Origin of the sequence: Silvibacterium sp., assembly GCF_047605705.1 — a bacterium.
Classification (GTDB): Bacteria; Acidobacteriota; Terriglobia; order Terriglobales; family Acidobacteriaceae; genus Silvibacterium.
On sequence record NZ_JASGFD010000020.1, the window covers coordinates 56,695 to 83,579 of the forward strand.

The 26,885-nt window shown below is 63.9% G+C and carries 22 protein-coding genes and 1 tRNA gene; 15 read left to right on the forward strand and 8 right to left on the reverse strand.

Features of this window, described 5'->3' with window-relative positions; translation table 11 throughout:
- Positions 1–336: 336 nt before the first annotated feature.
- Positions 337–1,254, forward strand: coding sequence for an alpha/beta hydrolase family protein (locus tag QM649_RS09370; RefSeq protein ID WP_415198768.1), 918 nt, complete (start codon positions 337–339; stop codon positions 1,252–1,254).
- Between the two features lie 157 nt (positions 1,255–1,411).
- Here the strand turns inward: QM649_RS09370 and ada are convergent, their stop codons facing one another.
- Positions 1,412–2,548: a bifunctional DNA-binding transcriptional regulator/O6-methylguanine-DNA methyltransferase Ada gene (gene ada / locus QM649_RS09375; protein ID WP_415198769.1), complete on the reverse strand. Its 1,137-nt coding sequence runs from the start codon at positions 2,546–2,548 to the stop codon at positions 1,412–1,414.
- 226 nt (positions 2,549–2,774) lie between these two features.
- Between ada and QM649_RS09380 the strand changes: the two genes are divergently transcribed.
- Together QM649_RS09380 and QM649_RS09385 are read left to right on the forward strand one after the other, a co-directional pair.
- The gene (locus tag QM649_RS09380; RefSeq protein ID WP_415198770.1) at positions 2,775–2,984 is read left to right on the forward strand and encodes a hypothetical protein; all 210 of its coding nucleotides are present in this window, start codon (positions 2,775–2,777) and stop codon (positions 2,982–2,984) included.
- 325 nt (positions 2,985–3,309) lie between these two features.
- On the forward strand, positions 3,310–4,878 hold the full coding sequence (locus QM649_RS09385; protein ID WP_415198771.1) for a YXWGXW repeat-containing protein: 1,569 nt from the start codon (positions 3,310–3,312) through the stop codon (positions 4,876–4,878).
- A 509-nt stretch (positions 4,879–5,387) separates the two neighbouring features.
- On the opposite strand, the gene QM649_RS09390 is transcribed toward QM649_RS09385, so the two are convergent.
- The 4 genes from QM649_RS09390 to QM649_RS09405 all read right to left on the reverse strand — a co-directional run bounded on the left by QM649_RS09390 (position 5,388) and on the right by QM649_RS09405 (position 7,124).
- Positions 5,388–5,464: transfer RNA gene (locus QM649_RS09390), tRNA-Pro, on the reverse strand.
- 43 nt (positions 5,465–5,507) lie between these two features.
- The gene (locus tag QM649_RS09395; protein ID WP_415198772.1) at positions 5,508–5,780 is read right to left on the reverse strand and encodes an oxidative damage protection protein; all 273 of its coding nucleotides are present in this window, start codon (positions 5,778–5,780) and stop codon (positions 5,508–5,510) included.
- A 102-nt stretch (positions 5,781–5,882) separates the two neighbouring features.
- Positions 5,883–6,542: a CDP-alcohol phosphatidyltransferase family protein gene (locus QM649_RS09400; RefSeq protein WP_415198791.1), complete on the reverse strand. Its 660-nt coding sequence runs from the start codon at positions 6,540–6,542 to the stop codon at positions 5,883–5,885.
- Positions 6,543–6,650: 108 nt separating this feature from the next.
- Positions 6,651–7,124: a GreA/GreB family elongation factor gene (locus QM649_RS09405; RefSeq protein WP_415198773.1), complete on the reverse strand. Its 474-nt coding sequence runs from the start codon at positions 7,122–7,124 to the stop codon at positions 6,651–6,653.
- Between the two features lie 353 nt (positions 7,125–7,477).
- Between QM649_RS09405 and mltG the strand changes: the two genes are divergently transcribed.
- On the forward strand, positions 7,478–8,473 hold the full coding sequence (gene mltG, locus QM649_RS09410; protein ID WP_415198774.1) for an endolytic transglycosylase MltG: 996 nt from the start codon (positions 7,478–7,480) through the stop codon (positions 8,471–8,473).
- On the forward strand, positions 8,473–9,360 hold the full coding sequence (locus QM649_RS09415; RefSeq protein WP_415198775.1) for a LolA family protein: 888 nt from the start codon (positions 8,473–8,475) through the stop codon (positions 9,358–9,360). The genes mltG and QM649_RS09415 overlap by 1 nt, the downstream gene beginning before the upstream one ends.
- A gap of 659 nt (positions 9,361–10,019) precedes the next feature.
- Here QM649_RS09415 and QM649_RS09420 read toward each other — a convergent pair.
- The 3 genes from QM649_RS09420 to QM649_RS09430 all read right to left on the reverse strand — a co-directional run bounded on the left by QM649_RS09420 (position 10,020) and on the right by QM649_RS09430 (position 13,036).
- Positions 10,020–11,129, reverse strand: a complete 1,110-nt coding sequence (locus QM649_RS09420) for a Gfo/Idh/MocA family oxidoreductase (RefSeq protein ID WP_415198776.1) — start codon at positions 11,127–11,129, stop codon at positions 10,020–10,022.
- A gap of 5 nt (positions 11,130–11,134) precedes the next feature.
- Positions 11,135–11,356 (reverse strand): hypothetical protein, encoded by a 222-nt coding sequence (locus QM649_RS09425; protein ID WP_415198777.1) that lies wholly within the window; start codon positions 11,354–11,356, stop codon positions 11,135–11,137.
- 981 nt (positions 11,357–12,337) lie between these two features.
- The gene (locus tag QM649_RS09430) at positions 12,338–13,036 is read right to left on the reverse strand and encodes a hypothetical protein (RefSeq protein WP_415198778.1); all 699 of its coding nucleotides are present in this window, start codon (positions 13,034–13,036) and stop codon (positions 12,338–12,340) included.
- Between the two features lie 675 nt (positions 13,037–13,711).
- Here QM649_RS09430 and QM649_RS09435 point away from each other — a divergent pair.
- The 10 genes from QM649_RS09435 to QM649_RS09480 all read left to right on the forward strand — a co-directional run.
- Positions 13,712–14,203 (forward strand): hypothetical protein, encoded by a 492-nt coding sequence (locus QM649_RS09435; protein ID WP_415198779.1) that lies wholly within the window; start codon positions 13,712–13,714, stop codon positions 14,201–14,203.
- A gap of 145 nt (positions 14,204–14,348) precedes the next feature.
- Entirely contained in the window at positions 14,349–18,866 is a 4,518-nt protein-coding gene (locus QM649_RS09440; protein ID WP_415198780.1) for a glycosyl hydrolase family 28-related protein, read from the forward strand.
- A 253-nt stretch (positions 18,867–19,119) separates the two neighbouring features.
- Positions 19,120–20,634 carry a terminase gene (locus tag QM649_RS09445; RefSeq protein ID WP_415198781.1) on the forward strand — a complete coding sequence of 505 codons (1,515 nt, stop codon included), beginning with the start codon at positions 19,120–19,122 and terminating at the stop codon, positions 20,632–20,634.
- A 125-nt stretch (positions 20,635–20,759) separates the two neighbouring features.
- On the forward strand, positions 20,760–21,635 hold the full coding sequence (locus QM649_RS09450) for a HipA family kinase (RefSeq protein WP_415198782.1): 876 nt from the start codon (positions 20,760–20,762) through the stop codon (positions 21,633–21,635).
- A gap of 190 nt (positions 21,636–21,825) precedes the next feature.
- Positions 21,826–22,671 (forward strand): DUF3037 domain-containing protein, encoded by an 846-nt coding sequence (locus tag QM649_RS09455; RefSeq protein ID WP_415198783.1) that lies wholly within the window; start codon positions 21,826–21,828, stop codon positions 22,669–22,671.
- Positions 22,672–22,866: 195 nt separating this feature from the next.
- On the forward strand, positions 22,867–24,207 hold the full coding sequence (locus QM649_RS09460; protein ID WP_415198784.1) for a phage portal protein: 1,341 nt from the start codon (positions 22,867–22,869) through the stop codon (positions 24,205–24,207).
- A gap of 49 nt (positions 24,208–24,256) precedes the next feature.
- Complete coding sequence (locus QM649_RS09465) at positions 24,257–24,877, forward strand: hypothetical protein (RefSeq protein WP_415198785.1); 621 nt, start codon at positions 24,257–24,259, stop codon at positions 24,875–24,877.
- A complete protein-coding gene (locus QM649_RS09470) occupies positions 24,868–25,314 on the forward strand; it encodes a hypothetical protein (RefSeq protein WP_415198786.1) in 447 nt (148 codons plus the stop codon). Before QM649_RS09465 ends, QM649_RS09470 begins: the two co-directional genes overlap by 10 nt.
- Before the next feature lie 89 nt (positions 25,315–25,403).
- On the forward strand, positions 25,404–26,372 hold the full coding sequence (locus QM649_RS09475) for a hypothetical protein (protein ID WP_415198787.1): 969 nt from the start codon (positions 25,404–25,406) through the stop codon (positions 26,370–26,372).
- Positions 26,373–26,464: 92 nt separating this feature from the next.
- On the forward strand, positions 26,465–26,885 hold a 421-nt coding region (locus QM649_RS09480), incomplete at its 3' end, for a hypothetical protein (protein ID WP_415198788.1).

A 26,885-nucleotide genomic window follows, 5' to 3' on the forward strand; every position in this document is an offset into this window, starting at 1 on the left:
GGTTCCTCCGCTGCGTTCGCTTCGGTCGGAATGACAGTTTCTGGAGAGGAAGATTGTGCTTCCCCACGCAAGCCGAATGCGGGCTTGCGTGGGCCACCAGGACCTGCATAGCCGCCTGCGGAAGAGAGCGATGCTTCCCACGTCTCAGAAGCGAGACGTGGGGCACCCGCGTTCTCGCTCTCCTTTCCTCATATCTCATGGACAAACGCAGGTCCCTTTGCTGCGTTTGTTTCGGTCGGAATGACAGCGCTTGTACGCACCCGGGATGGTTCTTTCTCGCGAAAAGCATCACCTGGGTTATTGCTTGCTTTGTGCTTTCGCGCGGAGAATCGGTGCATGTTCCGTCTGGCTCTGAGGTGCGCGCTCTGTTCCTGCCTTCTGGTTCCGGCTCTTTCCTTTGGGCAGGCGCCTGCGGCGCTGACGGCCGATCCGGCGGCGGATGCAAAGTATCCGGCGACGATGATCTCACTGGCCGACCTGCCGAGCCATGGGCAGATGCTGATGGGGGTCTTCTACCTTGCGGCCGGGGAGGCACCACATCCGACGCTGATCCTGATGCACGGGTTTCCCGGCTTTGAGCAGAACCTGGACCTGGCGCAGGCGATCCGGCGCGCGGGCTGGAATGTGCTGGCGGTGCACTATCGCGGATCCTGGGGCGTGAAGGGCGCTTTCTCCTTCCAGCATGCGATCGAGGATGCGGATGCCGAGGTCGCGTTTGTGCGCGATCCCGCCAATGCGAAGAAGTACCGCGTAGACACCTCGAAGATCGTCTTGCTGGGACACAGCATGGGCGGGTTCATGGTGGCTTCGGCTGCGGCGCACGACCCGAAGGTTGCGGGGGTAGCCCTCATCTCGGCGTGGAACATCGGCGCGAGCTTTCCTCCTGCGAGCGAGAGCGGCGGCCAGCACAGCACTGACGAAGCTGCCAAACGAGAGCTGATGGACAGCTTTTCACGCGACAACGACACGGCTCCGCTGGCCGGATGCACGCTGGAAGGGCTGGTGGAAGAGGCGTACGAGCACCGGGCGGCGTGGAACTTCAACGACTATGCACCGCAACTGGCCTCGCGGCCGGTGCTGGTGGTGACCTCCGACGATGGACTCCAGCCGATGGACGACACCTTTGCGACGGCACTGAAGAAGGCCGGGAATCAGCAGGTGACGGAGGCGCACTTCCCCTCGGATCATGGGTATTCCGACCACCGGTTGGCGTTGACGACGGTGGTGCTGAAGTGGCTGGCTACGATCCAGTGAGTGATTCGGACTTGGGCTGTAACCCCGCTTGGCGAGGACCGTCCTCTCCCACCCAAGCGGAGCTTGGACGGGGCACCCTTATTTTCGGCATGCAGGGAGAACTGCAGGTTCCTCCACTTCGCTGCGCTTCGGCCGGAATGACAAGGGATAGAAAATATCAGACCTGCTCTTCCAGGCTCGCGGACTCCAGAGTCAGAAGCTTCTGCTTGCGCTCGATGCCCCAGCGGTAGCCGGTGAGCTTGCCGTCCGAGCCGATGACGCGATGGCAGGGGATGACGACCGCCACGGGGTTCGAGGCGCAGGCCCGGGCGACGGCGCGGACGGCGGTTGGCTGGCCGAGGTCGCGGGCGAGTTCGGCGTAGGTGCGGGTTTCGCCGCGTGGGATGCGGCGCAGGGCGCTCCAGACGCGCATCTGGAAGGCCGTGGCGCGGAGATCGAGTGGGAGATCGAGAGCGACGGGATGCTCAGTGAGATGAGTGAGCACCTGGACCAGCACTGGCGCGAGATCGGGCTGCGGAGAAATTTCTGCCGCTGAGAACTGGGCGTGCAGGCGAGCGAGAAGCTCGTCGTCGTCCGCAGCGAGGATCACGGCGCAGAGTCCGCGCCCGGTGGCGGCGATGAGCAGGCGGCCGAGCGGCGAGTTGCCGAGGGTGTAGCCGATGGAGATGCCCTGGCCGCGGCGGCGGTAGTCGGCGGGCTTCATGCCGAGGGCGGCGTTTTCATACATGCGGGAAGAGCCGGAGTAGCCGGCGTCATAGATGGCGTCGGTGATGCGGGCCGCCGGGTTGTCGAGGCTGCGGCGCAGGGCGGCGGCTCGAGTCTGCGCCTGGAACTGCGCGGGGCTGAGGCCTAGAACCCGGCGGAAGAGCCGCTGCGCGGCCAGCGGAGAGAGACCGATGAGCGGCGCAAGCTCGGCGAGCGGAACCGGGCGGTCAGAGTAGCGGCGCAGATGCGCGCAAAGGGTTTCGACCCGCTGGGCGTCCGCGTGGATGCCGGCGGGATTGCAGCGGAGACAGGGACGGTAGCCGGAGGCGAAGGCGGTGACGAGATCGGGAAAGAACTCGACATTGGCGCGCGCGGGGCGACGGCTGGGGCAGGACGGACGGCAGACGATGCCGGTCGTCCGGACAGCGTAGAAGAGCCGGCCATCGGCGCGAGCGTCCCGGTTCGAGACGATCTGCCAGGCATGATCCGGATCGACAGTAGCGGATTCGCTGCGGGTTGGCATGGGCGGAATTGGCATCGGATTTGGAGAAGACGGGTTTGGAGAGAGCGCGACGGCGAATGCTGTCATAGTAGGTCTCCTGTTCGGCCTGGGTCGAATGCTCTGTTCCATGCTCACAGGCGAAGAAGTTTTGCACACTCCGGATCCTGATGTGGAATTCTTTTTCTGTCGGGGCAGAGGCAAGCGTTTTGCTTTTAAGCACTTAGCGAGATTCACGGAAAAGAAACACTTTCGGCAACCTTCCCGGGAGCGAGATCCATCCCAGTATTCAGGTTAGGCAGGAGGTAAATGCCGAATGACGAAAACCACACAAACCCCGGACGCGCGCAAGGCTCAGCAGGAGCACGAGCGCAAGAATGAGGGCGGACGGGAGTTCGGTCATGTGCATCAACCCACCCAGGCCCAGCAGGCCAGTCTGAATCAGGGGCTTGCTGATCAGCAGGCGGGTAAACCGCCGGGCGAGAAGCTCAAGAGGGCCAGAGAAGGTGAAATCCGTGCGGCGTGAGGCCGCGCAGTAGCGACATTCCTGGGAGGGGCTGCGGACGCGCAGCCCCTTCTGCGCGTCTGGACACGCATGGGGTGCTTGCGGGCTTCTCTTACGGGCTTCCTTCGAGAGAAAAGCACAGGAACTTTCGCCGGCTACCCGGTTTCCATTCATCACTGCGCATCGCTACCGGATGGTGTGTCCGGAGTGGTACAGCCTAGGGTATTGCGAACTCCTGAAAAGGAAAGAGATAAGGCTGGCCGCCCGGCAGCCGCGAGGCGCATCACAGGTAGCGTTGACGAGGAAAGCGTTCCCTCGAAGCAGGACAGGAATGGAGAAAACCCACATGAGCGACATACGTACGGCAAAGACAGATCTGCGGCAGGCGGCATCGCGAGCATGCCTGATGGGATTAGGGCTGGCCCTGGCTTTTGGCGCAGCCGGCTGCAAGAGCAACTCGGCCACCGACCAGACGGCGGCGAACACCGCGGCCACAGATAACAGCGATCCGGCGCAGCAGGCGAACCTGGCACCGGCGGTAGCCACGACACAGGGCGCGCCGAGCGGCGGCTCCTCGTATGCTTCGACCCCTGCTCCGAGCTCCTCGTCCTACCAGAGCTCCGCTTCCAGCTCGCAGGAGACGGCGCCTCCGCCGCCAGCCGATAACAGCTCGTATTCGGACTCCTATGCGGCGCCGAGCGCCCAGGCTTACGACTACGAGGCACCGGAGACGGATGCGGCCGAACCGGTGGAGTATGCAACGGAACCTCCGCCGGCGTTGCCGGAGTATGAGCAGCCGCCGTGCCCGGGCGACAACTATATGTGGACGCCGGGCTACTGGGGCTACGCGCAGACCGGTTATTACTGGGTACCGGGCGTGTGGGTGATGGCTCCCTACCTGGGCGCACTTTGGACGCCGGGCTACTGGGGCTTCTATCAGGGACGCTATGGATGGCACCGTGGATACTGGGGTCCGCATATCGGCTTCTATGGCGGCGTGAATTACGGGTACGGCTACGGCGGTAACGGCTACGAGGGCGGCTACTGGCACGGCAACGACTTCCTGTACAACCGCTCGGTGACGCAGGTGAACACGACGATCGTCCGCAACACGTATGTGCACAACGTGACGATCATCAACAACACCCGCGTGAGCTATAACGGCGGCAACGGCGGCCTGCAGGCGCGGCCTTCAGCGGCGGAGAATGTTGCGTTCCGCGAGCAGCACATGGGCGCGGTTCCAGCGCAGATCGCGCATGTGCAGCAGGCAGCGGCAAACCGGCAGAACTTCGCGTCCGTCAACCACGGACGTCCAGCGACGGCGGCAATCGCACGGCCTCTGGAGACCAGCTATCGGGCACCGGCAGCTACGCCCGCGGCGGTGCAGCACCAGGTGAGCTCGGAACGTGCGGCGGTGAATCGCCAGGTGGAACAGAACCGCGGCGTGGCGGCGAGACCCGGGGAACCGCAGCAGAACGCGGCGCGTCCAGGGGAAGCGACCCGGCCGGAGCAGCAGGCAGCCCAGCAGCAGCATGCTCAACAGCAGCAAGCGCAGCAGGCAGCCCAGCAGCAGCATGCCCAACAGCAGCAGGCGCAACAGCGCGAGCAGCAGCAGCATGCCCAACAGCAGCAGGCGCAGCAGCGCGAGCAGCAACAGCATGCCCAACAGCAGCAGGCGCAGCAACGCGAGCAGCAACAACATGCCCAACAGCAGCAGGCGCAGCAGCGTGAGCAGCAACAGCATGCTCAACAGCAGCAGGCGCAGCAACGCGAGCAGCAACAACATGCCCAACAGCAGCAGGCGCAACAGCGTGAGCAGCAGCAGCATGCTCAGCAGCAGCGGGAGCAACAGCAGCACGAACAGGCTCGTCCGCAGGAGCATCCGCAGGCCGAGGAGCATCACCCGAATCGCTAATTGTTGCTGGCGATTCGCACATGGAGGGAGAGCTTATGGCTCTCCCTTTTTTGTTGGCGTTCTTGGGGTGCTTTCCCATGTCTCTTCGAGACATGGGGCACCTGGGGTTGTGCTCCTGCGAGCGGGAACCGCAGGCTCTCTTCCTTCGCTGCGCTTCGGTCGGGATGGCAGGTTTTGCGGCTGGCGCGCAAAACGAACGCCCTGCTTGCGCAGGGCGGATGGGGTGCTCACGGCTGGCTTGGGTTCGTACTCTCCCACCCAAGCAGAGCTTGGATGGGGCACCCGGGTTCGTGCTCCTGCGAGCGAGAGTCGCAGGGTCTCTTCCTTCGCTGCGCCTCAGTCGGGATGACAGGTTTTGCGGTTGGAGCGCAAAACGAACGCCCTGCTTGCGCAGGGCGGATGGGGTACTCGCGGCTGGTTTGGGTTCGTACTCTCCCACCTAAGCGGAGCTTGGATGGGGCACCCGGGTTCGTGCCACTGCGAGCTTTGGTCTGATGTTTGGAATTCAATGGTCGGGACGGGCAGATTTGAACTGCCGACCCCTCGCACCCCAAGCGAGTGCTCTACCAGGCTGAGCCACGTCCCGACTACGGCAAGTTCCTGATGTAGTGTACATCAGGCGCCGGATTTTAGTTGGAGGGTGGAACGTATTCCTTGGGCAGAGACGCGCCGTCGCCGAAGAAGTATGCGTTCATCTGATCGACGAGGAATTCCTGGGCCTGCGGGGTCCAGGGCTGGAGGCGGTATTCGTTCAGGAGCATCTTCTGATGCTCGATCCACTCACCCCAGGCCTTCTTGGAGACGCTCTTGTAGATCTTCTGACCGAAGTCGCTGTCGAACGGGGGCTCCTCGAGTCCTTCCAGTTCCTGCTTGTAGCGGGCGCAAAATACGGTGTGGGCCATGAATAGTTCTCTCGATTTCTATTGTATCGGGATTTCTTTTTCGTGCTTTCCCCACACAAGCCAACTGCAGGCTTGTGTAGGCCACCCGACGCAGTGCAGATTTTAAGCGTTGCCGGAAGAAGCAGGGATGCCGGCGGCTTCGCGCTCGGCGGCCAGGGCCACGGGATCGGTGGTCTGAACCGGGTCGAGATGACTGGTCTGCACGTAGGTGTAGCGGATGCGATGGATCACGGTGATGGTGGAGAGCACGGCCAGCACCCAGAGTACGGGCGCCATGGCACCCCAGCGGTCAAAGAGAGCGCCGAGGATGATGAGCACGATGCGCTCGGGGCGCTCCATGAAGCCGACCTTGCACTTGCCGATGAGGGCTTCGGCGCGGGCGCGCGTGTAGCTGACCATCAGTGAGGTGACCATGACGAAGGCGGCCAGGAAGACGTAGAAGAGGCGGTTTCCGCGGGCGTAGAAGACGAGCAGGCCGAAGAAAAGGACCACGTCGGAGTAGCGATCGATGACGGAATCAAAGAAAGCGCCGAAGATGGTGACCTGATCGGTCTTGCGGGCGACGCGGCCGTCGACCATGTCAAAAATGCCGGCACCGATGATGACCAGGCCCGCGTAGACGAACATGCGGACGTAGTTGTCCTCATTGGCGAAGCCAAAAAGGACGGCGGCCCCGGTGTTGATGATGAGGCCGATAAAGGTGAGGACGTTCGGCGAGATGCGGGTAAGGGCCAGACCGTTGACGATGGCCTGCAGCAGCACTCCGCAGGCATTGCCGAACGCGCTGGTCCAGGTGCGGTGATCCGAACTGTACTCAGAGCGGCGCTGGGCGTCGGCCTGGGGAGAGGTCTGGTCCTTACTAGGCACTGCTTACTCTTCCGTGTCGTGAATGGTGGTCAGCTTGAGGACCTCGAGCTCACGCTTGCCGCTCGGGGTGACGACGGTGGCCATGTCGCCGACCTGCTTGCCGATGAGGGCGCGGCCGATGGGCGAGGTGGTCGAAATGAGGCCCTGATTGACGTCGGATTCTTCGCTGGTGACGAGCTTGTAGACGATTTCCTCATCCTTGGAGGTATCGAAAACGGTCACGGTTGAGCCGAAGGCGACGCGATCGTGGGGGATATTGGACAGATTGACCAGGGAGAGCTCGGCCATGCGCTTTTTCACCTGGCCGAGGCGGGCGTTGACGAACTCCTGCCGCTGCTTGGCCATGTGGTACTCGGCGTTTTCGCTGAGGTCGCCGAGGGCGGCTGCCTTCTTGATCTCCTGCGGGAGCTCATGGGCCAGTTCGTGTTCCAGGCGGCGAATCTCTTCTTCGAGCTTCTTCTTGATGTGTTCAGGCATTCGGTAGGTCCGTAGGGCGGCTCCGCCTGGAGCTGCCGGGGTTTAATCGCTCGTGGTCGACTGTAAACATCCATTATAGCCAACGGCTGCTGCGCGCAGGGCGGGGACTGGCCGTCCGGGCGTTCGCTCGCTGCTGCGCGCAGGGCGGATCGCCTTCGGCACCGGCTCCCGATGGTCGCCCACCCGCATTCTCGCTGGTTGAGGAGAACTGCGGGTTCCTCCGCTGCGCTCGCCTTGGGCTCGCTTCGGTCGGGATGACGGATGAAGTGAGGTGGAGAGGTGTTTCGGGGAAGATGGCGAAGGCTCAGCATCTTAGAATGGTGGGTGGGAATCTAACTGCAAGGTTCGACTAAGTGAAGCGACTTTTCTTTCTGCTGGTTCTGCTCCTGATCGCGGTGTCGGGATGGCTGATTTTCGCGATCGAGGTGCCTGCCGGCCCCACGTCGGAGACCTTTGTGGAGATTGCACCGGGAACACCATCCATGCAGATTGCGCAGGAGCTGGCGGCACAGGGTGTGATCCGGGACCGGTTCGCGTTCGAACTGCTGCACCTGAAGGACGGCGGCACGTTGAAGGCTGGTGAATATCGCTTCGATCACCCTGTGGCGATGGACGAGGTCCTGGACAGGATCCGGCGAGGTGACGTCTATACGATCAGCGTGACGATTCCCGAGGGGGCGAACCTGTTCGATATCGCCAACCGCGTGGAGGCGGCACACCTGGGGACGAAGGATGCATTTCTGGCCGCGGCGCGGGCAAACGTGCAGCTGATTGCCGACATCGATCCGGGAGCCACGTCGCTCGAGGGGTACCTGTTCCCCGAGACCTACCGCTTTGCGCGCAATACTTCGGCGGAGAAGATGCTGACGGCGATGGTACGGCAGTTCCGGCTGACGGCGGCGACGCTGGGCCTGAGCGGAAACGACCGCCGGGTAGTGACGATGGCGTCACTGGTGGAGCGGGAGACGCCGATCCCGGCCGAGCGGCCGCTGGTGGCGAGCGTCTTCGAGAACCGGCTGGCGAAGGGAATGCCGCTGGAGACCGATCCTTCCGTGATTTATGCGGCGCTGCTCGAGGGACGGTACCGGGGGACCATCTATGCCTCGGACCTGGCAGCCGACTCCGCTTACAACACCTACAAGCACACGGGGCTGACGCCGGGGCCGATCTGCAATCCGGGAGCGGTGAGCCTGAAGGCGGCGATGCATCCGGCGCAGACGGATTACCTGTATTTTGTGGCGGCGAGCGCGAACCCTTCCGGAGTGTCGAAGTTCGCGAAGACGCTGGAGGAGCACGAGAAGAACGTGCAGGCTTACCGTAAATCCGTGCGCGAAGCGGGTTCCCGCTGATGCAGAGACACCGGATACAGAAGGCCCTGGGGGCTCTGCTGCTGCTGCCGTGGCTGAGCGGGTGCCTGGTGCATACGCGCTCGGTCCAGCAAGCGAAGATGCCGACCGGGGTGAAATCGGCGACGGCGGACGAGCTGGTGCAGTCGATCAACTCGCACTGCCAGGACATCCAGTCGCTATCCGCCACGGTGGAGTTCACCGCGACCGAGGGCGGTGCGAAGAAGGGCAAGATCAAGACGTTCACCTCCTTCGGGGGGTACATCCTGCTGCGGAAGCCGGAGGCGCTGCGCGTGATCGGGCTGCTGCCGGTGGTGCATACGCGCGCCTTCGACATGGCCACGAACGGGGATGACTTCAAGCTGTGGCTGCCGCACTACAACAAGGTGATCGAAGGGCCGAACACGGTGACCAAGGAGTCGCCGAATGCGCTGGAAAATTTCCGCCCGAATGTCTTCTCGGACTCGCTGCTGATCCACTGCATTGGGCCGGACGAGCTGGTGACACTGACTTCGGATACGGAGAATGTGCCCGATCCGAAGACGAAAGAGCTAATTGTGAAGCCGGAGTATGACCTGACGGTGGAGAAGCGCAAGGAAAACAGCCAGGAGCTGATCGCGGAGCGAGTGATTCACTTCGACCGGCTGACCCTGGAGCCGTACCAGGTGGATATCTACGACAGCAAGGGCGCGATCCAGACCGAGGCGATCTATGGGCCGCAGCAGACCTTCGGGAAGATCCAGTTTCCGGGGACGATTACGATCAAGCGCCCGCTCGAGGAGCTGGAGATCCTGACTACCTTCCAGAAGGTCACGACGAACCTTGAGCTGAAGGACAGCCAGTTCGAGCTGCAGGTGCCCTCGGGCGTGACAGTGCAGGAGCTGCACTGAACGGCTGCGCGCATGGCGAATCGCCTTCGGCTTCCGCTCCCGCTGGTCGCGATCTTAGAAATTCGTTGAGAGCTTCCCACCTCTTAACCGCGAGAGGCGGGGGACCCGCATCCTCGCTACTTGAGAGAGAACTTCAGGTTCCTCCGCTTCGCTACGCTCCGGTCGGGATGACAGTTCGGATGGATTTGATGGGGATGTCCCCACTCAAGCCAACGACTGGCTTGAATGGGCAACCGTCACGGATTTCACGTGCCTGAAGGCGACTGCAGGTTCCTCCGCTTCGCGGCCTGTGGCCGCTCCGGTCGGAATGACATTCTTGTGGCGGGAAGGGTTGATCCCTGCGAGCCGGATGTCATTCTCGCTCGCTGAGAGAACCGCAGGTCCCTCCACTTCGCTACGCTTCGGTCGGGATGACAGGTTTTGCGGTTGGTATGCAAAAACGAACGCCCTGCTTGCGCAGGGCGAGTTGGAATGCTCACGGCTGGGCCGGGTTCGTACTCTCCCACCCAAGCGGAGCTTGGATGGGGCACCCCGGTTTGTGCTCCTGCGAGCAGGAACCACAAGTCCCTCTGCTCCGCTACGCTTCGGCCGGGATGACAGTTCGGGTGGGAGTCGCGGGCATTCTATTTGTCACTGTAAGAGTGACAAATAGAATGCGCCTACGCGAGGTTTGGCGGGATGGGGAAGCCGGCAGGGCTGGCGAAGCGGTCCAATCCTGCGCGGCGGGCGTGTTCGGCCATGGCTTCGTTGATCGCGAGGGCGAGATCGAGGGCGGCCTGACCGTCTTCTCCGGAGACGCGGGGCGTCTGACGGGTGCGGACGGATTGCAGGAACGACTCGATTTCGAGGCGGAGCGGTTCGCCGGGCTCGACCTTCGGCTTCTGCAACGAGAGGCCTGCGGGCAGGCCGGGGATGGCGGGCGTGGGCTGAGCGCCGGCGGTCCCCAGCGCAGCCGCGCCTGCGGCACCACTGACATCGATGACGAGCAGGTCCTGCCGGGCGTAGTCGATGGAGACGTACTGGTGCGGCTGGAAGAAGCGCAGCTTGCGGACGCGCTCGGTACTGACGCGGCTGGCGGTGAAGTTGGCGACGCAGCCGGACTCGAACTCGATGCGGACGTTGGCGATGTCGACCTTGCCCGAGAGGATGGGCAGGCCGACGGCGTGGAGATCGCGGACGGGCGATTTGGCCAGGCTGAGCACCACGTCGAGGTCGTGGATCATGAGGTCGAGGACGACGTCGACGTCGAGGGCGCGGGGCGTGAAGACGCTGAGGCGATGCGCCTCGAAGAACATGGGGCCGTTGAGATGGCCCTGGATGGCGGCGACGGCAGGATTGAAGCGCTCGAGGTGGCCGACCTGCAGGATGCGCCGGTGCTTTGTGGCCAGGGCGTTGAGAGATGCGGCCTCTTCTCGGGTGGCGGCGATGGGCTTCTCGATGAGCAGATCGATGCCGGCTTCGAGCAGCGGGGCGGCGACCTTCGCATGGAGGGAGGTGGGCACACAGACCGAGGCGGCGTCGATGGCAATTTCGCCTTTTGCGCGGGCTTCGAGAAGAGCTTCGATCGAAGAGAAGACCGGGGCTCCGTATTCGGTGTGAAGGGCGAGGGAACGGGCGGGGTCGGACTCGACGATCGCCGAGAGACGGATGGGGTTCGCCGCAGCAGAACCCGTAAGGCCCTGCTGCTCGAGATCACGATAGATGCGGAGATGGTTGCGGCCGAAGGCGCCGGCTCCGCAGACGGCGACGTGGAGCGGCGACTGACTCACCGCGGCTACTTGCCCTGGTTGCCGGAAACGGCCTTGAGGCAGCGGGTGTAGAGGTCGAGCAGGTTTTCGACGTGGTCCTCTGCCTTGGCGGCGCTGGGCGCGGCGAAGCCGGCCGAGGGCGCAGCGGTGCGGCCGATGCCCGCGGTGGAAGCCACAAACTTGAAGAGGTCGAGAGCGATGTCTTCGTCGCGGCGCGCGCCGGTGGGCGTGTTTACTGCCTGATCCATGAAGATCCTCCGAAGCCGATGCTATCAAAATCCGCTGCTGCGCGCAGAGCGGGGACTGGCGTCCGGGCCTTTCGCCTTCGGCACCCGCTCTCTCTGTTCGCGATTCAGGGATCAGGTGAGAGCGGAACGTCCGTGCTTCCCCACTCAAGCCAAAGACCGGCTTGAATGGGGCACCCGGCGGGCAGAGCCTATTCGATGAAAGAGTGGTTTTTGTTTTCTCCCGCCCGCATCCTCGCTATTTGAGAGAGAACTGCAGGTTCCTCCGCTTCGCGGCCTATGGCCGCTCCGGTCGGAATGACAGTTGTGGGGAGGTTTTGATCCCTGCGAGTCGGATGTCATTCTCGCTTGCTGAGTGAACCGCAGGTCCCTCCACTGCGCTGCGCTTCGGTCGGGATGACAGTTCGGGTGGATTTGATGGGGATGTCCCCACTCAAGCCAACGACTGGCTTGAATGGGCCACCGTCACGGATTTCACGTGCCTGATGGCGAACTGCAGGTTCCTCCGCTTCGCGGCCTGTGGCCGCTCCGGTCGGAATGACATTTTTGTGGGGAAATGCGGATCCTCGTGAGCTCGCGCTCAGACTTACACCGTGTGTCGATATGCCGTAGCTTGTATCCTCGCCTGCTGCGTGAACCGCAGGTCCCTCCACTGCGCTCCCTTACGGTCGCTTCGGTCGGGATGACACGGCGTTGGCGGGTTGCGGGAGTGTTCTGTCTCCCACGTTCCAGCTGCGGGCTTGCATGGCACATCGTGAGATTTGTGCTCTTACTCACAGCGTGACTGTGGGTTCCTCCGCTTCGGTCGGAATGGCGTACATGGAGAAGCGCAAATCCTCGTGAGCTCGCGCTCAGACTTACACCGTGTCGATATGCCGTAGCTTGCATCCTCGCTCTCTGCGTGAACCGCAGGTCCCTCCACTGCGCTCCCTTACCGTCGCTTCGGTCGGGATGACAGAGTGCTGGCGTATAGCGGGAGGTGAGTCAGAGCTCGGAGATGCAGAGGCAGACGCGGCCGGTGATGAGAGCGTGGGGTGTGAGCTCGTCGCGGTCGAGGACTTCTACGGGATGCGCGAGCGAATAGGGGCGGAGGATGACGCGCCGGGCATCGGCGGTGAGGTAACGAAATGCGAGGGTGTGATCGATGCCGATACCGAAGAGACTGGGCGCGGGCGGACGGTGCGGGGTGAAGGAATTGTAGTGACGGTCGAGGATGACGACGGCCTCCGGCAGCAGCACGGGCGACATGGGCAGGGCCTGGAGATAGCTGACACGCACGGCGACGAAGCGATGCCAGTCGCGGCGATTGGCGGTGCGACGGGGGCGGAGGCTTTCGAGCAGGCCGGCGGGGATTTCGACGACTTCGAGCGTCATGGCGCGGGTGATGTGGGGCGCGCGCATGGCGATCTCATCGCGCACCAGAGGGACGTGGTGAAAGAGAGAGGGCTGGGTTGCGGCGGTCCGGTCGAGCACGGGTAAGAGATCGGCGACGGTGAGCGCCTGTGCGGCGAGCACGCGATCGAGGGCATCGAGACTGAGACGACGGCGGCGGCGCAGGAAGTTGGAGATATGCGCGGGCTGGAGTCCGGTCTGAGCTGCGATCTGCGTGCCGGTGAGCAGTCCTCTCTGGATGCGGCTTGCAAGGTACAGGCGTAAGCGCTCGTGAAGCTGGGAGAAATTCATTCGACGAGTTGTCTTTGAGCTATACACCGCGGCGAAGATATTTGCTCAGAGAAAACCCGAGACACGCCTTTTGCGGCATATGGCGATGTTACGGAAGACCCTGGTTGAAGCGGCCCCGCCAGAGATAGATGCAAGCGTTGACGCACCCGGGAGCGCCCGCTAGATTCGGAACCACTTTTATCGACGATCCGAGGGTTGAGCGAGCGCGGCCGGGGCCGGCAGGTAGAACTGTCGCCGCAGGTGGCATGGCAGGCGAGCGATTCCGCGGAGATTTGGGGAACTTCCCATGGCTTGCATTTTGACCCCAGCATCACGAACTTCTGCATGCGATCCGCCGCAAAACCCGCTTATGACGCGTGTGCAGGCGAACCATGCATTTCCTGCGAGGAGACGGGCAGGCTGCTGCGCCCCTCGACTCGGATCACCCTGGAGCCCCATGAATTACCAGCGACTTTACCTGAAAGTCTGTGAAGGTTGCGGAGGCCTGTGGTTTCGCGCCGAACATCATCCGGGTATTTACTGCCATGGCTGCGCCAAGCGGCTGGAGAGCTTTCCGAAGCTGCGAACCGTGCGGCGAGGACGACCGTGCAAGGGTGAGAAACGGCGGCCCGTTGTGGAAGGAGGCACGCAATGAGCGCGGCGCCGGTACTTGCATACATTTCCGCGCAAGGATGCATGAGCGCGGCGGGAAAGAGCTCCTCGCGTGCGGCGGGGACGGCTCCCGCTTCGGCAGAGCCCGATCCGAGCCTGGCTTTTTACCGCAAGCATACGGAGGACCTGATGCGGAGGTACCTGCGCATCTCGATGGACATGGGCCGGTTGCCCTCGCTGCTGAGCCGCACGGTGATGCGAGGACGGGCGACGAGCAGCCGCCTGCGGAACTTCGAGGACGCGGTGGTCTTTGTCATCGACGTGGAGCGCTGCCTGGCGCGGCTGGACGGACAGGCGCAGGAGCTGGTGGCTCGCATCACGCTGCAGGAGTACACGTATGCGGAGACTGCGGAGCTGACGGGGCAGAGCCTGCGATCGATTGCGCGGCATTACGGCGGAGCCGTGGACCGGCTGACGGCGCTGCTGATGGATGCTGAGCTGCTGAAACTCGAGCCGTGGGAGAGGTGTCAAGAGAGCGAGAGGACGAAAGCACGAGCAAATATGCGGAAATACTGATGGTTAGCGGCTGTATCCGCGTGGCATGGAATTATGCCGCTGGTTGTTATCCTGAAAATAAGAGTGAAGAAAACGAAGGGAGAGGCCGCGAGGCTTCTCCCTTTTTGTTTGCGCGATGGATGGGCTGCGGGAAGCGAGGATGAACTTGACCGGAAGAGCGCTGCGATTCAGAGGTCTGGGGTGGATGCTGGGGCTATGCGTTGTCCTGGCGGTGACGGCCCGTGCGCAGGTGACGACGACGACCGTGCAGGGGACGATCTATCGCGCGGACGGAACGGCGGCACAGGGCACGGTGATCGTGAACTGGCCGGCGTTTGCGACGGCGGCGAACCAGGCGGTCGCGGCGGGCAGCACGACGGCGACGATCGGCGTGGATGGATTTCTTTCGCTGAACCTGGCGCCGAATGCGGGGGCTTATCCGGCAGGGACGTACTACACGGCGGTGTATCACCTGGACGACGGCTCGGTGAGCAAGGAGTACTGGGTGGTGCCGGCGGCGACGACGGCGGCGATCTCATCGATACGCGCTGCGCTGGCGCCGGCGACGGTTGCGGTGCAGGCGGTGTCGAAGGACTACGTGGATACGTCGATTGCCGCCATCACCGGGCAGTATCTTCCGCTGACAGGCGGAGCGATGACGGGGGCTCTGCTGCTGAATGGAGATCCTCTCTCCGGCACGCAGGCGGCGACGAAACACTACGCGGACACGCTGGCGGCAGCGCTGGTGCCTTTGGCCGGAGCGACGATGAGCGGCGCGCTGAACACGCCGAATGCGATCACGAAGCTGCCACGGGTGGATGTGCGGCATCCGGATTTTGGATCGGGATGCGCGAACGCAGCCGATCCGACGGGGACGCTGGATTCGACGTGCGCGATCGCGGCGGCGGTGGCTTACGCGCAGAGCGTCTCGGCGAATGGGCAGACGCCGACGGTGTATTTTCCCGGAGGCACATACAGGATCAGCAGCGCACTGCGGCTGCCTTGCGCGCTGCACTATGTTGGCGATGGTCCGAGCGCGACGACGATCGAGCAGGCGGGCAATGCGGCGAATGCGGTGACGGTGTACGAGGGGGGATCGCTGCTGGATGGACAGCTGTGCGCGGGCAGCCTGCAGGAGATGCAGATCACGACCAGCGGATCACACCTGCACACGGCGGACCTGGTGGAGCTGGACAGTGTGCCGGGGTTCAAGCTGAACCGGCTGCGGCTTTACAACTCGGGCGGGCGCGGGCTGCAACTGAATGGATCGAGCGAGCGAGTGGAATCGAACGACCTGCAGATCGACTCCGTGCGCTGGCCGCTGGTGCTGACGACGAACACGAACGAGGACCACTTCTTCAAGACGAACATCGAGTCGCCGGGCATTGCGAGCGATGGCTATTGCTGGGGGAATAACTGCCCGAACGGGGCGTTTCCCGCATATGGCTGGACGGTGGCGCAGAAGCTGGTTTCGGCGAGCGGGAACGGATCAACGCTGACAGTGGTGGTACAGGGCGGCACGGACACGGGCAGCACGAATGGCAACTCGCCGCTGGGCGCGGGGCACTGGTTTGAGCTGACGGGGGTTGCGAATGTGTCCGCGATGAACGGCTTCTGGCAGGTGACCTCGGTAGCGAATAACTCTCCCGCCAGCGGGGAGTACACGCTTACGGCGAGCTCGGCGGCGAATGGATCGGCGACGGTGACAGGGGCGAGCTTTCTGCCGGCGATCCTGCCGGAGAATCACTCGGCAGTGTGGATGGCGGCGGTGGATGTGGGCTTCTTCGGAGGCTCGATCAAAGCGCTCTACGCGGAGGGCGGATTTCAGGCCTTCAACAGCGAAGCGAACCAGATTACGAACTTCTACCTGGAAGGCTTTCCGATCAACGGACAGCCGCACATGAACGCAGGCGTGACGGTGGGGGGTCTGCTGCCGCAGACGACGCTGGGAGGCTCGCTGGCCGCGGGATCGCTGACGGTGGCGGCCAGCGGGATGTGGTTCCCGGACTACTATAACGATCCTGCCGATGCGCAGGCTGCGAGCTGCATCAGCTACGTGATGATCGCGCCAAAAGACTTTGCGTGGGGCAGTACGACGGCCTCCGCCTACGCCAGCGGCGTGCAGCAGGGCCAGTACGAGATTGCCTGCGTGAAGGGGTTCGCGGGCGATGGGAACCTGTACCTGGCGACACGGCAGGTGAGCACGGTGGGAGGCTACGCGACCACCGCGCCTGCGGCGACGATGTGGCCGGCGGGATCGCTGGTGGAGCTGATTACGCAGTCGACGAGCTACGGCAACGGGCTGCTGGTCAGCGCGACGCACTTCAATGCGATCGATCCGCCGGGGGCGAACTGGGCGGCGGATTGCAACGACAGCAGCGCGCTGACGTGCTCGGACATTATTGCGGGAAACATTCCGGACAACGTGGGCATTGCGACGCCGGGCGGCGCGGGAACGACGGGCACGATTGCGCAGATCTCACTGCTGAACGATTCGCTCTTCTTCGGATCGCCGGAGATGTATGGCGCGGGCTTCCTGAAGGTTCACTCAAGCGCGGAGGTGACGGTGCTTGGGTCGGGAAGCATGGCGTCCTCGACGGGTGAGACGAGCGAGGTGACGAACGGGCAATTTCTGAATGGCGGCGGGCCTCCGTTTGTGATGGCGGTGACGTATCCGACGGGCAGCTCGGCGTGGGTCTCCTATGCGAACCCGGCAGCGGGGATCATCGCGAATTCCATCGGGGGACCATTTTTCGAAGGAATGGTGAACGGCTATTCCACGCAGGCGGTAAACCTGGGGGCGAATCCCGGAGGCAATTATGCGCTGGGGCACCAGTTTGCGAGCTCGAGCTGCTGGTACGACGTGGGGCCTTCGTCGAGCTCGACGCATGCGCAGAACCGCTTCTGCATGAAGGGCGGACCGAACCTGACGGGATCGCTGGCGGGCTGGGAGTATGACGTGTGGAATGGCACGGCTTGGGTGGGCGCATTCAGCCTGGCGGCGCAAGGGGCGACGGCAAATGCAACCGTGAGCGGCACAGAAGAGGTGCAGGGCGCGCTGAGCGCGGCGGCGATCAATGGCGAGATCACGGTGGATGGCGCGACCTACGCAAGTGTGAACGCGGCGTGGGCGGCGGCGTTGAGCGCGGCGAGCGCGAGCGGCAAGAATCAGACAGTGCGGCTGGGGCCGGGGAGCTTCGCGGTTTCGACTACGTTGAATGAGCCTACGAATGGCGCGTGTGTGAACCTGATCGGATCGGGCGGCACGACGGTGAACGCGGGCAGCACGGTGGCGACGACGCTGACGGTGCCGGCGAGCCTGGGTGGGGATGTGATCTATCTCGGCAACACAACACAGGCGCAGGGCTGCACGTTCAAGGATTTTGTGATCCTTGCGGCTACGAATGCGACGCACGGCTTCGAGATGCAGTGGTTTCGCGGACTGCTGATCGACAACGTGACGGTGAACGATACGACGGCAGAGGGCGTGCTGCTGGGCGAGGAGTCGACGACGGCGGGGCACCAGGCGAACTTCCTGCTGCGCAATGTGACGGTGAGCTACAACGCTTCGCTGTTCACGCCGGCAACGCGGCCGGCGTATGGGGTGCATATCCAGAAGACGGCGATCGACAGTCATCTCGACGACATCACGGTGAGGAATGCGCTGACGGCGAGCGTCTTCAACGAGGGCACGGGAAACACGGGATACCTGATTCACGGCTTCGGCTATCCATACACGTGCACGACGGCGCCGTGCTCGAACACGGCGACGACGAGCACGGCAGCGAATGCTTCGTACGCGACGAACTACGTGATCGAGGATACGGGCGGGGGCGGTAGCATCTGGACGGATGCGTATCTCGACAGCCCGGCGATTGCCGGGTTTTATATTGGCGCGGACGGCGTGGCGGCGCACGGAGGGCATATTCAATGGCCGGACCTGACGAGCTTTCCGAATGCAAACCTGGCATATGTAGCAGCGGGAGTTACAAATAACCTGATGCTGGCGAATATCGACTGCCTGGGCATGAACACGGCTGTGAACTGGATCACGTATGCGGGGACTTCGGGGAATCCTCCGACGTTCAGCACGGTGCATGGGCTGACGGGCTGCGGCAATTATGTGCAGGCGCTGAATCCGGAAGAGGTATCGGGCTTCTCGAGCGGCGGCGCGAACATCAATGACCCTTCGGGCGCGGTGCCGAGGGTGTGGTCAACGCCGATTGCGGCGGCATCGAGCTATCCGGCTTTTGTGGCGCAGCTTTATACGGGCTACGAGGGCGACGTCATCCAGGGTCACTTCTCGGGCGTGACGCCGTTCTTCAACGTGACGTACCAGGGGACGATCAAATCGACCGGCGGCATAGCGCTGGGCACGGTGCTGAATACGGCGTCGACGCTAACGCTGACGAATGCAAACAAGAACGTGATTGCGAATGCGGCGAGCGGGGCGCAGACGATCACGCTGCCGAGCTGCTACACGGCGTGGCCGGACAAGGCAGCGCCGACGGGGCTGGAGTTCACGATTATCAAGTCGGACACCTCGGCGAACGCGGTGACGCTGGCGACGGTGAGCTCGCAGACGATCAACTATGCGGGGACGGCGGCGGCGACGCTGGCGATCTCGGCAGCGGGGAAACGCACGCTGGTGTGCGGGCCGGATTACAACTGGTACGCCTATTGAGGGATCAGGGATGAAATGAGAGCGTAGTGCGGGATTTCGTTCCTCCCACCCAAGCGGAGCTTGGATGAGGTACCCATTTCCTACTCGATACCTGCATCCCTCCCACCTCTCAATTGCGAGAGGTGGGGCACCCGGGTTCGTGCTTCCCCACACAAGCCAACTGCTGGCTTGTATGGGCCACCCGGAGTGCGGGCGGGACATCCGGTACCTTTCATGGCTTGCTTTGGCGACTACGGGACAGAGTTCGACGGGTATGGCTTGCGAACATGAGATTGCTGCGGCGATTGCGGGGGCGGAGCGGCTGGAGCTGGACAAGCTGCTGTCGCTGGGACAGGGTCTGGATGGGGTTTTAGAGGGAGAGACGGTTGCGGTGAGGCTGGCGCGGACCTGGCTGCGGATCCGCGATCGCGAGGGGCGCCGGGTTCCTCTGGTGCCGAACCGGGCGCAGGAGCTTTACGAGGCGCGGCGCGGGCAGCGGAATGTGGTGCTGAAGGCGCGGCAGATGGGGATCAGCACGTGGATCACGGGACGGTTCTTTCTGAAAACGATTCTTCAGCCCGGATCGCTGACGGTGCAGGTAGCGCATACGCAGGAGGCAGCGGAGGCGCTCTTTCGGATGGTGCATCGGTTCGTCGAGTCGCTGCCGAAGGAGCTGGGGGCGACGATGCGGACGTCACGGTCGAATGTGCGGCAGATCGGCTTTGCGCTGCTGGACAGTGAGTATCGCGTGGAGAGCGCGGCCGACTCGAACGCGGGGCGCGGGCTGACGGTGACAAACCTGCACGGGTCGGAGGTGGCGCGGTGGCCGGGCGACGCGGCGGAGACGCTGCAGGGACTGCGGGCGGCGCTGGCTCCGCAGGGGGAGATGGCGCTGGAGTCGACGCCGATGGGCGCGGGCGGGTGCTTCTGGAACGAGTGGCAGGAGGCCGAGGCGGCGGGGACGGTGCGGCATTTCTTTCCCTGGTGGCTGGAGCCGGGGTATGTGGGGCCGGCGGTGTGCGAGTCGACGTTGACGGCCGACAAGAGGGCGCTGATGGCCGCCGCGGGATTGAGCTGCGCGCAGATCGGCTTCCGGCGGCAGCTGATGGCGAACTTTCGCGGGCTGGCGAAGCAGGAGTACGCGGAGAGCGCAGAGGAGTGCTTCCTGAGCAGCGGGATGTGCGTCTTCGAGGAGGCGGCGCTGGCGCGGCTGGAACGCGAGGCGCGGGAGCCACGGGAGACGCGATGCCATGGGCTGCTGCGGGTGTGGCTTCCTTCAGCGGAGGGGCGGCGCTACGTGGTGGCGGTCGATCCGGCAGGCGGAGGCGCGGAGGGGGACTGGTCGGCGGTGCAGGTGCTGGAGCTGGAGCAGGGCATGCAGTGCGCGGAGCTGGCGGCGAAGATGGGCGGTCTCGAGCTGGCGCAGGTGGTGGCGCAGCTGGCGCGGGAGTACAACGAGGCACTGGTGGTGGTGGAGCGGAACAATCACGGCGCGGCGATCCTGGCGCTGCTGACCTCGGTGTGCCGGTATGCGCGGATCTACGAGCAGGATGGGCTGGGGGGATGGCTGACCTCGCCAGTGTCGCGGCCGCAGATGATCGCGCAGCTGGGGGTGGCGCTGCTGGAGTGTCCGCAGGCGTTTGTGAGCCGGCGGCTGATACGGGAGTGCAGGACGTTTGTGCGGCATCGGAACGGAAAGATCGCGGCGCAGCATGGGGAGCATGACGACTGCCTGATGGCGATGGCGATCGCTTTGGCCGTGCGTGGGGAGCGGATGCTCCGAAAGTAATTCGAGAACACTGTGCACAGCTTGCTAGAATTCCGCCTGTTGCGACAGGAGTGAAGGAACCGCAGGTTCCTCCACTTCGCTTCGCTTCGGTCGGGATGACAACGTCATCCGGTGGAGGATGGCGATTGGCGATCCTGGCGGTGCAGCACATCCGGCGCATGCGAGGCGGGGCGCAGGGACACCTGATGCTGGGAGATGACGGCGAGGCCTGGGTCGTGAAGTTCCAGAACAACCCGCAGCACCTGCGGGTGCTGGTGAACGAGCTGATGGCGACGAAGCTGGCCGCGGCTGCCGGGCTGACGGTGCCGGCATGCGACGTGATCGACGTAACGGAGTGGCTGACGTCGAACACGCCGGAGCTGTACATGGACCTCGGCCCGCGGCAGGAGCCGTGCAAGCCGGGGTTGTGCTTCGGATCGAAGCTGGTGGGTGGGTTGATGCCGGGGCAGCTGGTGGACTATCTGCCCGAGGAGCAGCTGGCCGGGGTGAAGAACCTGCGGGAGTTTGCGGGGATCCTGGCGCTGGACAAGTGGACATGCAATGCGAACGGACGGCAGGCGGTCTACACGAAGCGGGCGCGGGAGAAGCACTACACGGCGACGTTTATCGATTACGGGTATTGCTTCAACGCAGGCGAGTGGTCCTTTCGCGATTCCCCGATGCGCGGGGTCTTTCAGCGCAACCTGGTGTACGAAGCGGTGACGGGCTGGGAGAGCTTCGAGCCGTGGCTGAGCCGGATCGAGGCGATGGAGGCGCAGGTGGCGTGGGAGATCGCGGAGACGGTACCTCCGGAGTGGTACGAGGGCGATGCCTCGGCGATCGAGGCACTGGTGGAGCGGCTGATCGGACGCAGGAACCGGGTGCGGGAACTGGTGGAGAGCTTTCGGGAATCAAATCGCAGGCCGTTTCCGAACTGGGGGAAGAGGCCTGGGGATATCCGGAGAGGGATGTTTGTGGAGCCCGGATGGGGCGATAGATTGAGTGGTGGAACAGTGATGTAACTGCTTCGCACAGGGCGAATCGCCTTCGGCACCGGCTCCCTTCGGTCGCGCTGCTTCGCGCAGGGCGAATCGCCTTCGGCGCCTGCTCCCTTCGGTCGCGATTCAGGGCTCCGGGCTTGGATAAGAGTTTCACGCCTTTCGACTGCGAGCGGGGTACATGAACGAAGAAAGTGTGGGATCGTAGAGCAGCTTGAACAGGCAAGAGGCCAAGACGTGGACGGGGGCGGGGCGGATCCCCTGCGAGTTTTTCCTGGTGCGCTATGTGCCGGACCCGGTGCGCGGGGAGTTTGTGAATATCGGCGTGCTGCTGCGCGAGGCAGGTAAGCCGGAGTCGGCAACGGTGCGCTTTACGCGCGACTGGAGCCGGGTGCGGTGCATCGATCCGGATGCGGACACGGAGATGCTGGAGGCGCTCGAGGGCGAGTTGCAGCGGCGGCTCGCGGAAGAAGACCAGCCGGTGATGCGGACAATGAACGAGTCCTTCTCGCAGATGGTGCAGGTGACCATCGCGAAACCGTCGCTGGCCGAATCGATGCCGGCGGAGATGGAGTTGTTGATGCGGCTGCACGTGGAGAGCCGCAAGCGCGAGTCCGTGGCGCGGAAGAGCGGAAGGATGGCCATCCACGGGCGGATGCGCTCGGAGTTCGAGCGGGCCGGGGTTTGGGAGCTGATGCGGAAGCGAATCCCGGCGTCGAGTTACACGCAGGCCGGCGACACGCTGAAGATCGATTGCGGGTATCGCCCGAACGGGGTGGTGCGAATGTTTCACGCAGTATCGCTCGACACGGATATTGACCTGGCGAAGGTGCTGGCGTTCAGCATGGACGGGCTGACAAAAGGATTTGCGGACAAAGAAGGGGCAAAGCTAGACTTCGCCGCCATCGTCCAGCCACTCGCAGCACTTGCCGGGGACGCGGAGCGCGAGGAGCAGTACAGCTTTGCGCGAGAGACCATGGAGTCGAAGGGGATTCGGGTGCTGACGACGGAAAGACTGCCGCAGCTGGCAGAGGCGGCACAGCGGGAGCTGCGAGTGTAACAACCTTCCGCTGCCAGCACCGCAGAACCGCAGGTCCCTCCACTGCGCTGGGCTTCGGTCGGGATGACAGTGGGTTTGTGGGCGAGTGCTTTTGAGCATCCTTCGGGATGCAACTTGGAACTGATGACGCGGGGCATGGCCTGAGGCCATGCCCTTTTCTTTTGGCGTGAGCGAAGCGAAGAGAGTGAGGCGCGTGTGAGCTGGAAGGATGCGATCGACAGGACATGGGGCCGGGCATGGGAGCAGCTGGGCGGCGCACGCCGGGAGAATGCAGTTCCGAACGCGGAGCTGGCTGCCGCGGAAGAGGTGGCCAAACGCAGGACGATGGCGCTGCCATCCATATTCGGACCGTATCCGGTGGCGAATCGCGCGCTGCCCAAGCCGACTCCGGCGAACCTGCGGCGGTTTGCGGAGACGCCGGTGGTGCGGCGGGCGATCAACATCATCAAGGACCGCGTGGCCAGCATGGACTGGCAGGTGCGGCTGAAGCGCGACTTCACCGCAGAGAACGTGGGTTACGCGGGACGCAAGCAGAGGGCACTGCGGCGGGCGCTTGAGGAGCCGAACGACACGGACAGCTTCCGCACGCTGCTGGAGCAGGTGCTGGAGGACACGCTGGTGGGTGGCTTCGGCGCAATCGAGATGGAGCGCGTGGACGATCCGGAGCGGCCGTTTGCGCTGTGGCCGGTGGATGGGGCGACGATCCAGATCAATCCCAAGTGGAACGGCTCGCCGAATGCGCCGCGCTATGCGCAGGCGACGGGGCTCGCTGGAACGACAGGACTGATTCCGCTCAAGGACGACGGGCTGATTTATCTGCGGCTGAATCCTCGCACGCATACGCCGTTCGGGCTGGGATCGCTGGAGGTAGCCTTCGAGACGGTGAACAACTTCCTGAGCGCGCATCGCTTTGCGGGCAAGCTGGCGAGCAACGCGGTGGTGCAGTATGCGCTATGGATCGACGAGACGACGCCGGCGCAGCATGAGCGGCTGATCCGCTGGTGGCAGGACGAGATTGAGGGCACGGGGCGTGTGCCGATCCTGAGCTCGGCACAGAAACCGGAGGTGCTGCGCTTTGCGCAGGGCACAGACGCCGATCTGCGGCTGAACTGGCAGCAGTTCCTGGTGCGCATGGTGGCGAATGCCTTCAACCTGCCGCCGATGCTGCTGGGCCTGGAAGGTGATGTGAATCGCTCGACGGCGGGCGAGTTGATCGATGAGGCCTTTCACAGCGCGATCACGCCGCTGGCGCGGCTGGTGGCCGAGCACATCACGCGCGATCTCTTCGCGAAGAAGCTGGGCTGGCGGGAGTTCGAGTTCGTCTTCAACGAGCTGGACTCGCGCGACGAGATGCAGGAGATCCAGATCCAGACGGCGCTGCTCGCGGCCGGTGTGCTGACGGTGAACGAGGTGCGTGCGATGCGCGGACTGTCGGCTCTGCCTGGCGGATCGGTCGTGAAGCCGAATATCGCGGAGCTGGCCAACGTGGAACGCACGGACGCGGGAAAGGCGGTGCTGATGCAGCCGGAGGACTGAGCAGCAAGGGATCGGAGGTTCGATCCACGGGGACCTTTAAGGAGAACCAATGATGAGACTCGAGGCACTGGCACTGGCGATGCCGGAGTTTGCCGACCATCCGAACCGGGTGGATTTTGAGGGCGTGCTGACGGTGATCGATGAGCCGAGCAACCGTCCGCCGTCGGGCGCGCGCGGGCACAGGGTGATCTTCGCGCGCTCGGCGGCGATGGCGGCTCTGCCGTCGCTGATCGGCATGGCGGTGGACTTTTCGCCGGAGTGGGATGGGCACGATGCGCGGCGCAAGTGCGGCATCATCACCGGGGCCGAGGTGGAAGGGCGGCGGCTGGTGGTGAGCGGCTATCTCTTCGGGAAAGACTTTCCCGAGGTGCGGCAGCAGATGCTGCGCTCGGCGCCGGGAACCATGGGGATGTCGTACGAGATCTCCGACGCGCATGTGGCCGACATGAGCGCGGAGATATGGACACTGACGCGGGCGACCTTCACCGGAGCGGCGATCCTGCTGCGCGAGAAGGCGGCGTATCGCAACACGTCCTTCGAGCTGAAGAGCAGGCCGTGCCGGAGCGCACCGCTGCAGGCGCGGGCGCAGACACGAACACGGACGACAACAGGGCAGAACAGAACGCAGGACAGGGTGCGGGAGAAAGCGAGGGAGAAGCGATGGAATTAGAAACAGGCGAGATTCTGGGCACGATCACGGAGGCGATGGAGAGGCTGAACGCAGCAGCGGCGACGCTGGAGCGTGCGGCCTCCGCCGCTTCCGCCGTGATGGAGGAGCGCACGGCGGCAGCCGGTGAGCTGAGCCGCATGGTGGCGACGGTAGAGGGTGTCGAACCGACGCTGCGCGAACGCGAGCTGGAGCATCGGCTGGCCGTGGCAGAGCAGCGCATTGCGGAGCTCAGCGCGCAGGAAACGAACCCGGCTCCGGTGACGGCCGCGGTGCGCAAGACGCTGCCTGCGGCGACGGTGCAGCTGCTGGCCAAGCAGGGCATCGCGTCCTTTGAGGGACTCGAGGCAGGGGCACTCGATGCGGCGCTGGCCGGGCTGAGCCTGGAGCAGCGCATCGCCGTGAAGTCGCAGCTGCTGCGCGCCGGGGCTCTTTCCTAGAGCGGCGCTGGCAGAGGTGAGAGCGGTCCGCTGCGGCGGGCCTTTTTTGTTGAGCGGCAGGCACGGCCTGCAGAGGAGCGACGAGAAGCATGCGAGCAAATTTCTATGACATCCACGCGGCGGCTGACTACATCGGACCCGGCGCGATCGAAGTTCCGTTCTACCAGACGGAGATCACCGACATCGTCCGCCGGCGCAGCCTCTTCGGGCAGCGCATCAAGCAGGTTCCGGCCACCGGACATCCTTCGCGCTTCTTTGAAGAGACGGCGATCCCGGTGCCGGGCACGGCGGGCTTTGTGGATCCGCGCAACATTGCGGCCCCGGTGGTGAGCCCCACGCGCGTGGAGCGCAGTGTGCCGCTGAAGGCAGTGGTGGCGCAGCTGAACTACAACCTCTTCGACATGGAGCTGGGCACACAGCAGAAGCAGTTTGCCTACCTGCAGGCGAAGGACCTGGTGGACACGATCGACGGTGTGATGATCAGCCACGATGTCGCGTTGTGGAACGGCAACGATACTTCACTGACTACGCCGACCACGGCGCAGTACTTCGGTTGCGCGGCGCAGATCGCAGCCGGAGGCAATACGACGACCATCGGCACCGCGGACAGCATCGTCGACGGACTCAAGTCGACGATTGCGCTGATGGTGGCGAGCACAAGCTTCGCGGTGCGGCCGACTGCGATCTATGCGAACCCGGTGCTGCTGGACCTGATCGATCGCGAGATGAAATCAGAGTTCAACGTGGTGCTCGGTACCAAGGAGATCACCTCGGGCTTCACGGTGAAGATGCTCTCGACGCAGGCGGGCGATCTGCCGCTGATCCCGGACTGGTCGCTCTCGTACACGGGCACGCCTGGCTCGGGCACGGCTGTCCTGCCGGCGTACATCGTGACCGAGGACATGATCGAGTACCACTGGCTGAGCGATCCGAATCCGCGGGTCTTCCAGCTGGGTGTGCCGAGCACGCTGGCCTCGCAGTACGTGGTGGTGAAGTTCGGCGCGCCAGTGGTGAAGGGCGCAAGCTACGCGCACTACCAGGTACTGGTCGACCGGTAGAGCGCGGAGGCTCTGACAACACAACAGAGCAGGTAACGGACCGGGCGAGCCCAACCAGGCTTGCCCGGTCTTTTTCTTTTGAGGAGATGGGCATGGGATATCTGCAGCCAACGCAGTATGCGAGCTATGGGCTGGCAGCGGACGTGTCGGACGACATGATCACGATGGCCTCGGCGTTGATCGATACGCACTGCCGGCGCGTGAGCCTGAATCCGACGCAGTACACGGAGCGGCTGCGCATGGTGGCCGGATCGCAGACGGTGCGGCTTTCGCACCTGCCGCTGACGCCGATTGCGCCGGCGACTTTGCCGCTGGTGAGCATCCAGGCGCGCTATGCGAAGCCGCGGCGCGGCGAGCTGGTGTTTCCGCTGCTGGAAGAGGTGCTGTGGGCCTTCTCGCTGCCGGGCGCGTGGACCACGGTCGATCCTACGACGGTGGACTTTATGGCGGACACCGGCGAGCTGGTGTTTCCGCTGAACATCATCGGGCTGCCGTACAACGAGGTCGAGGTGG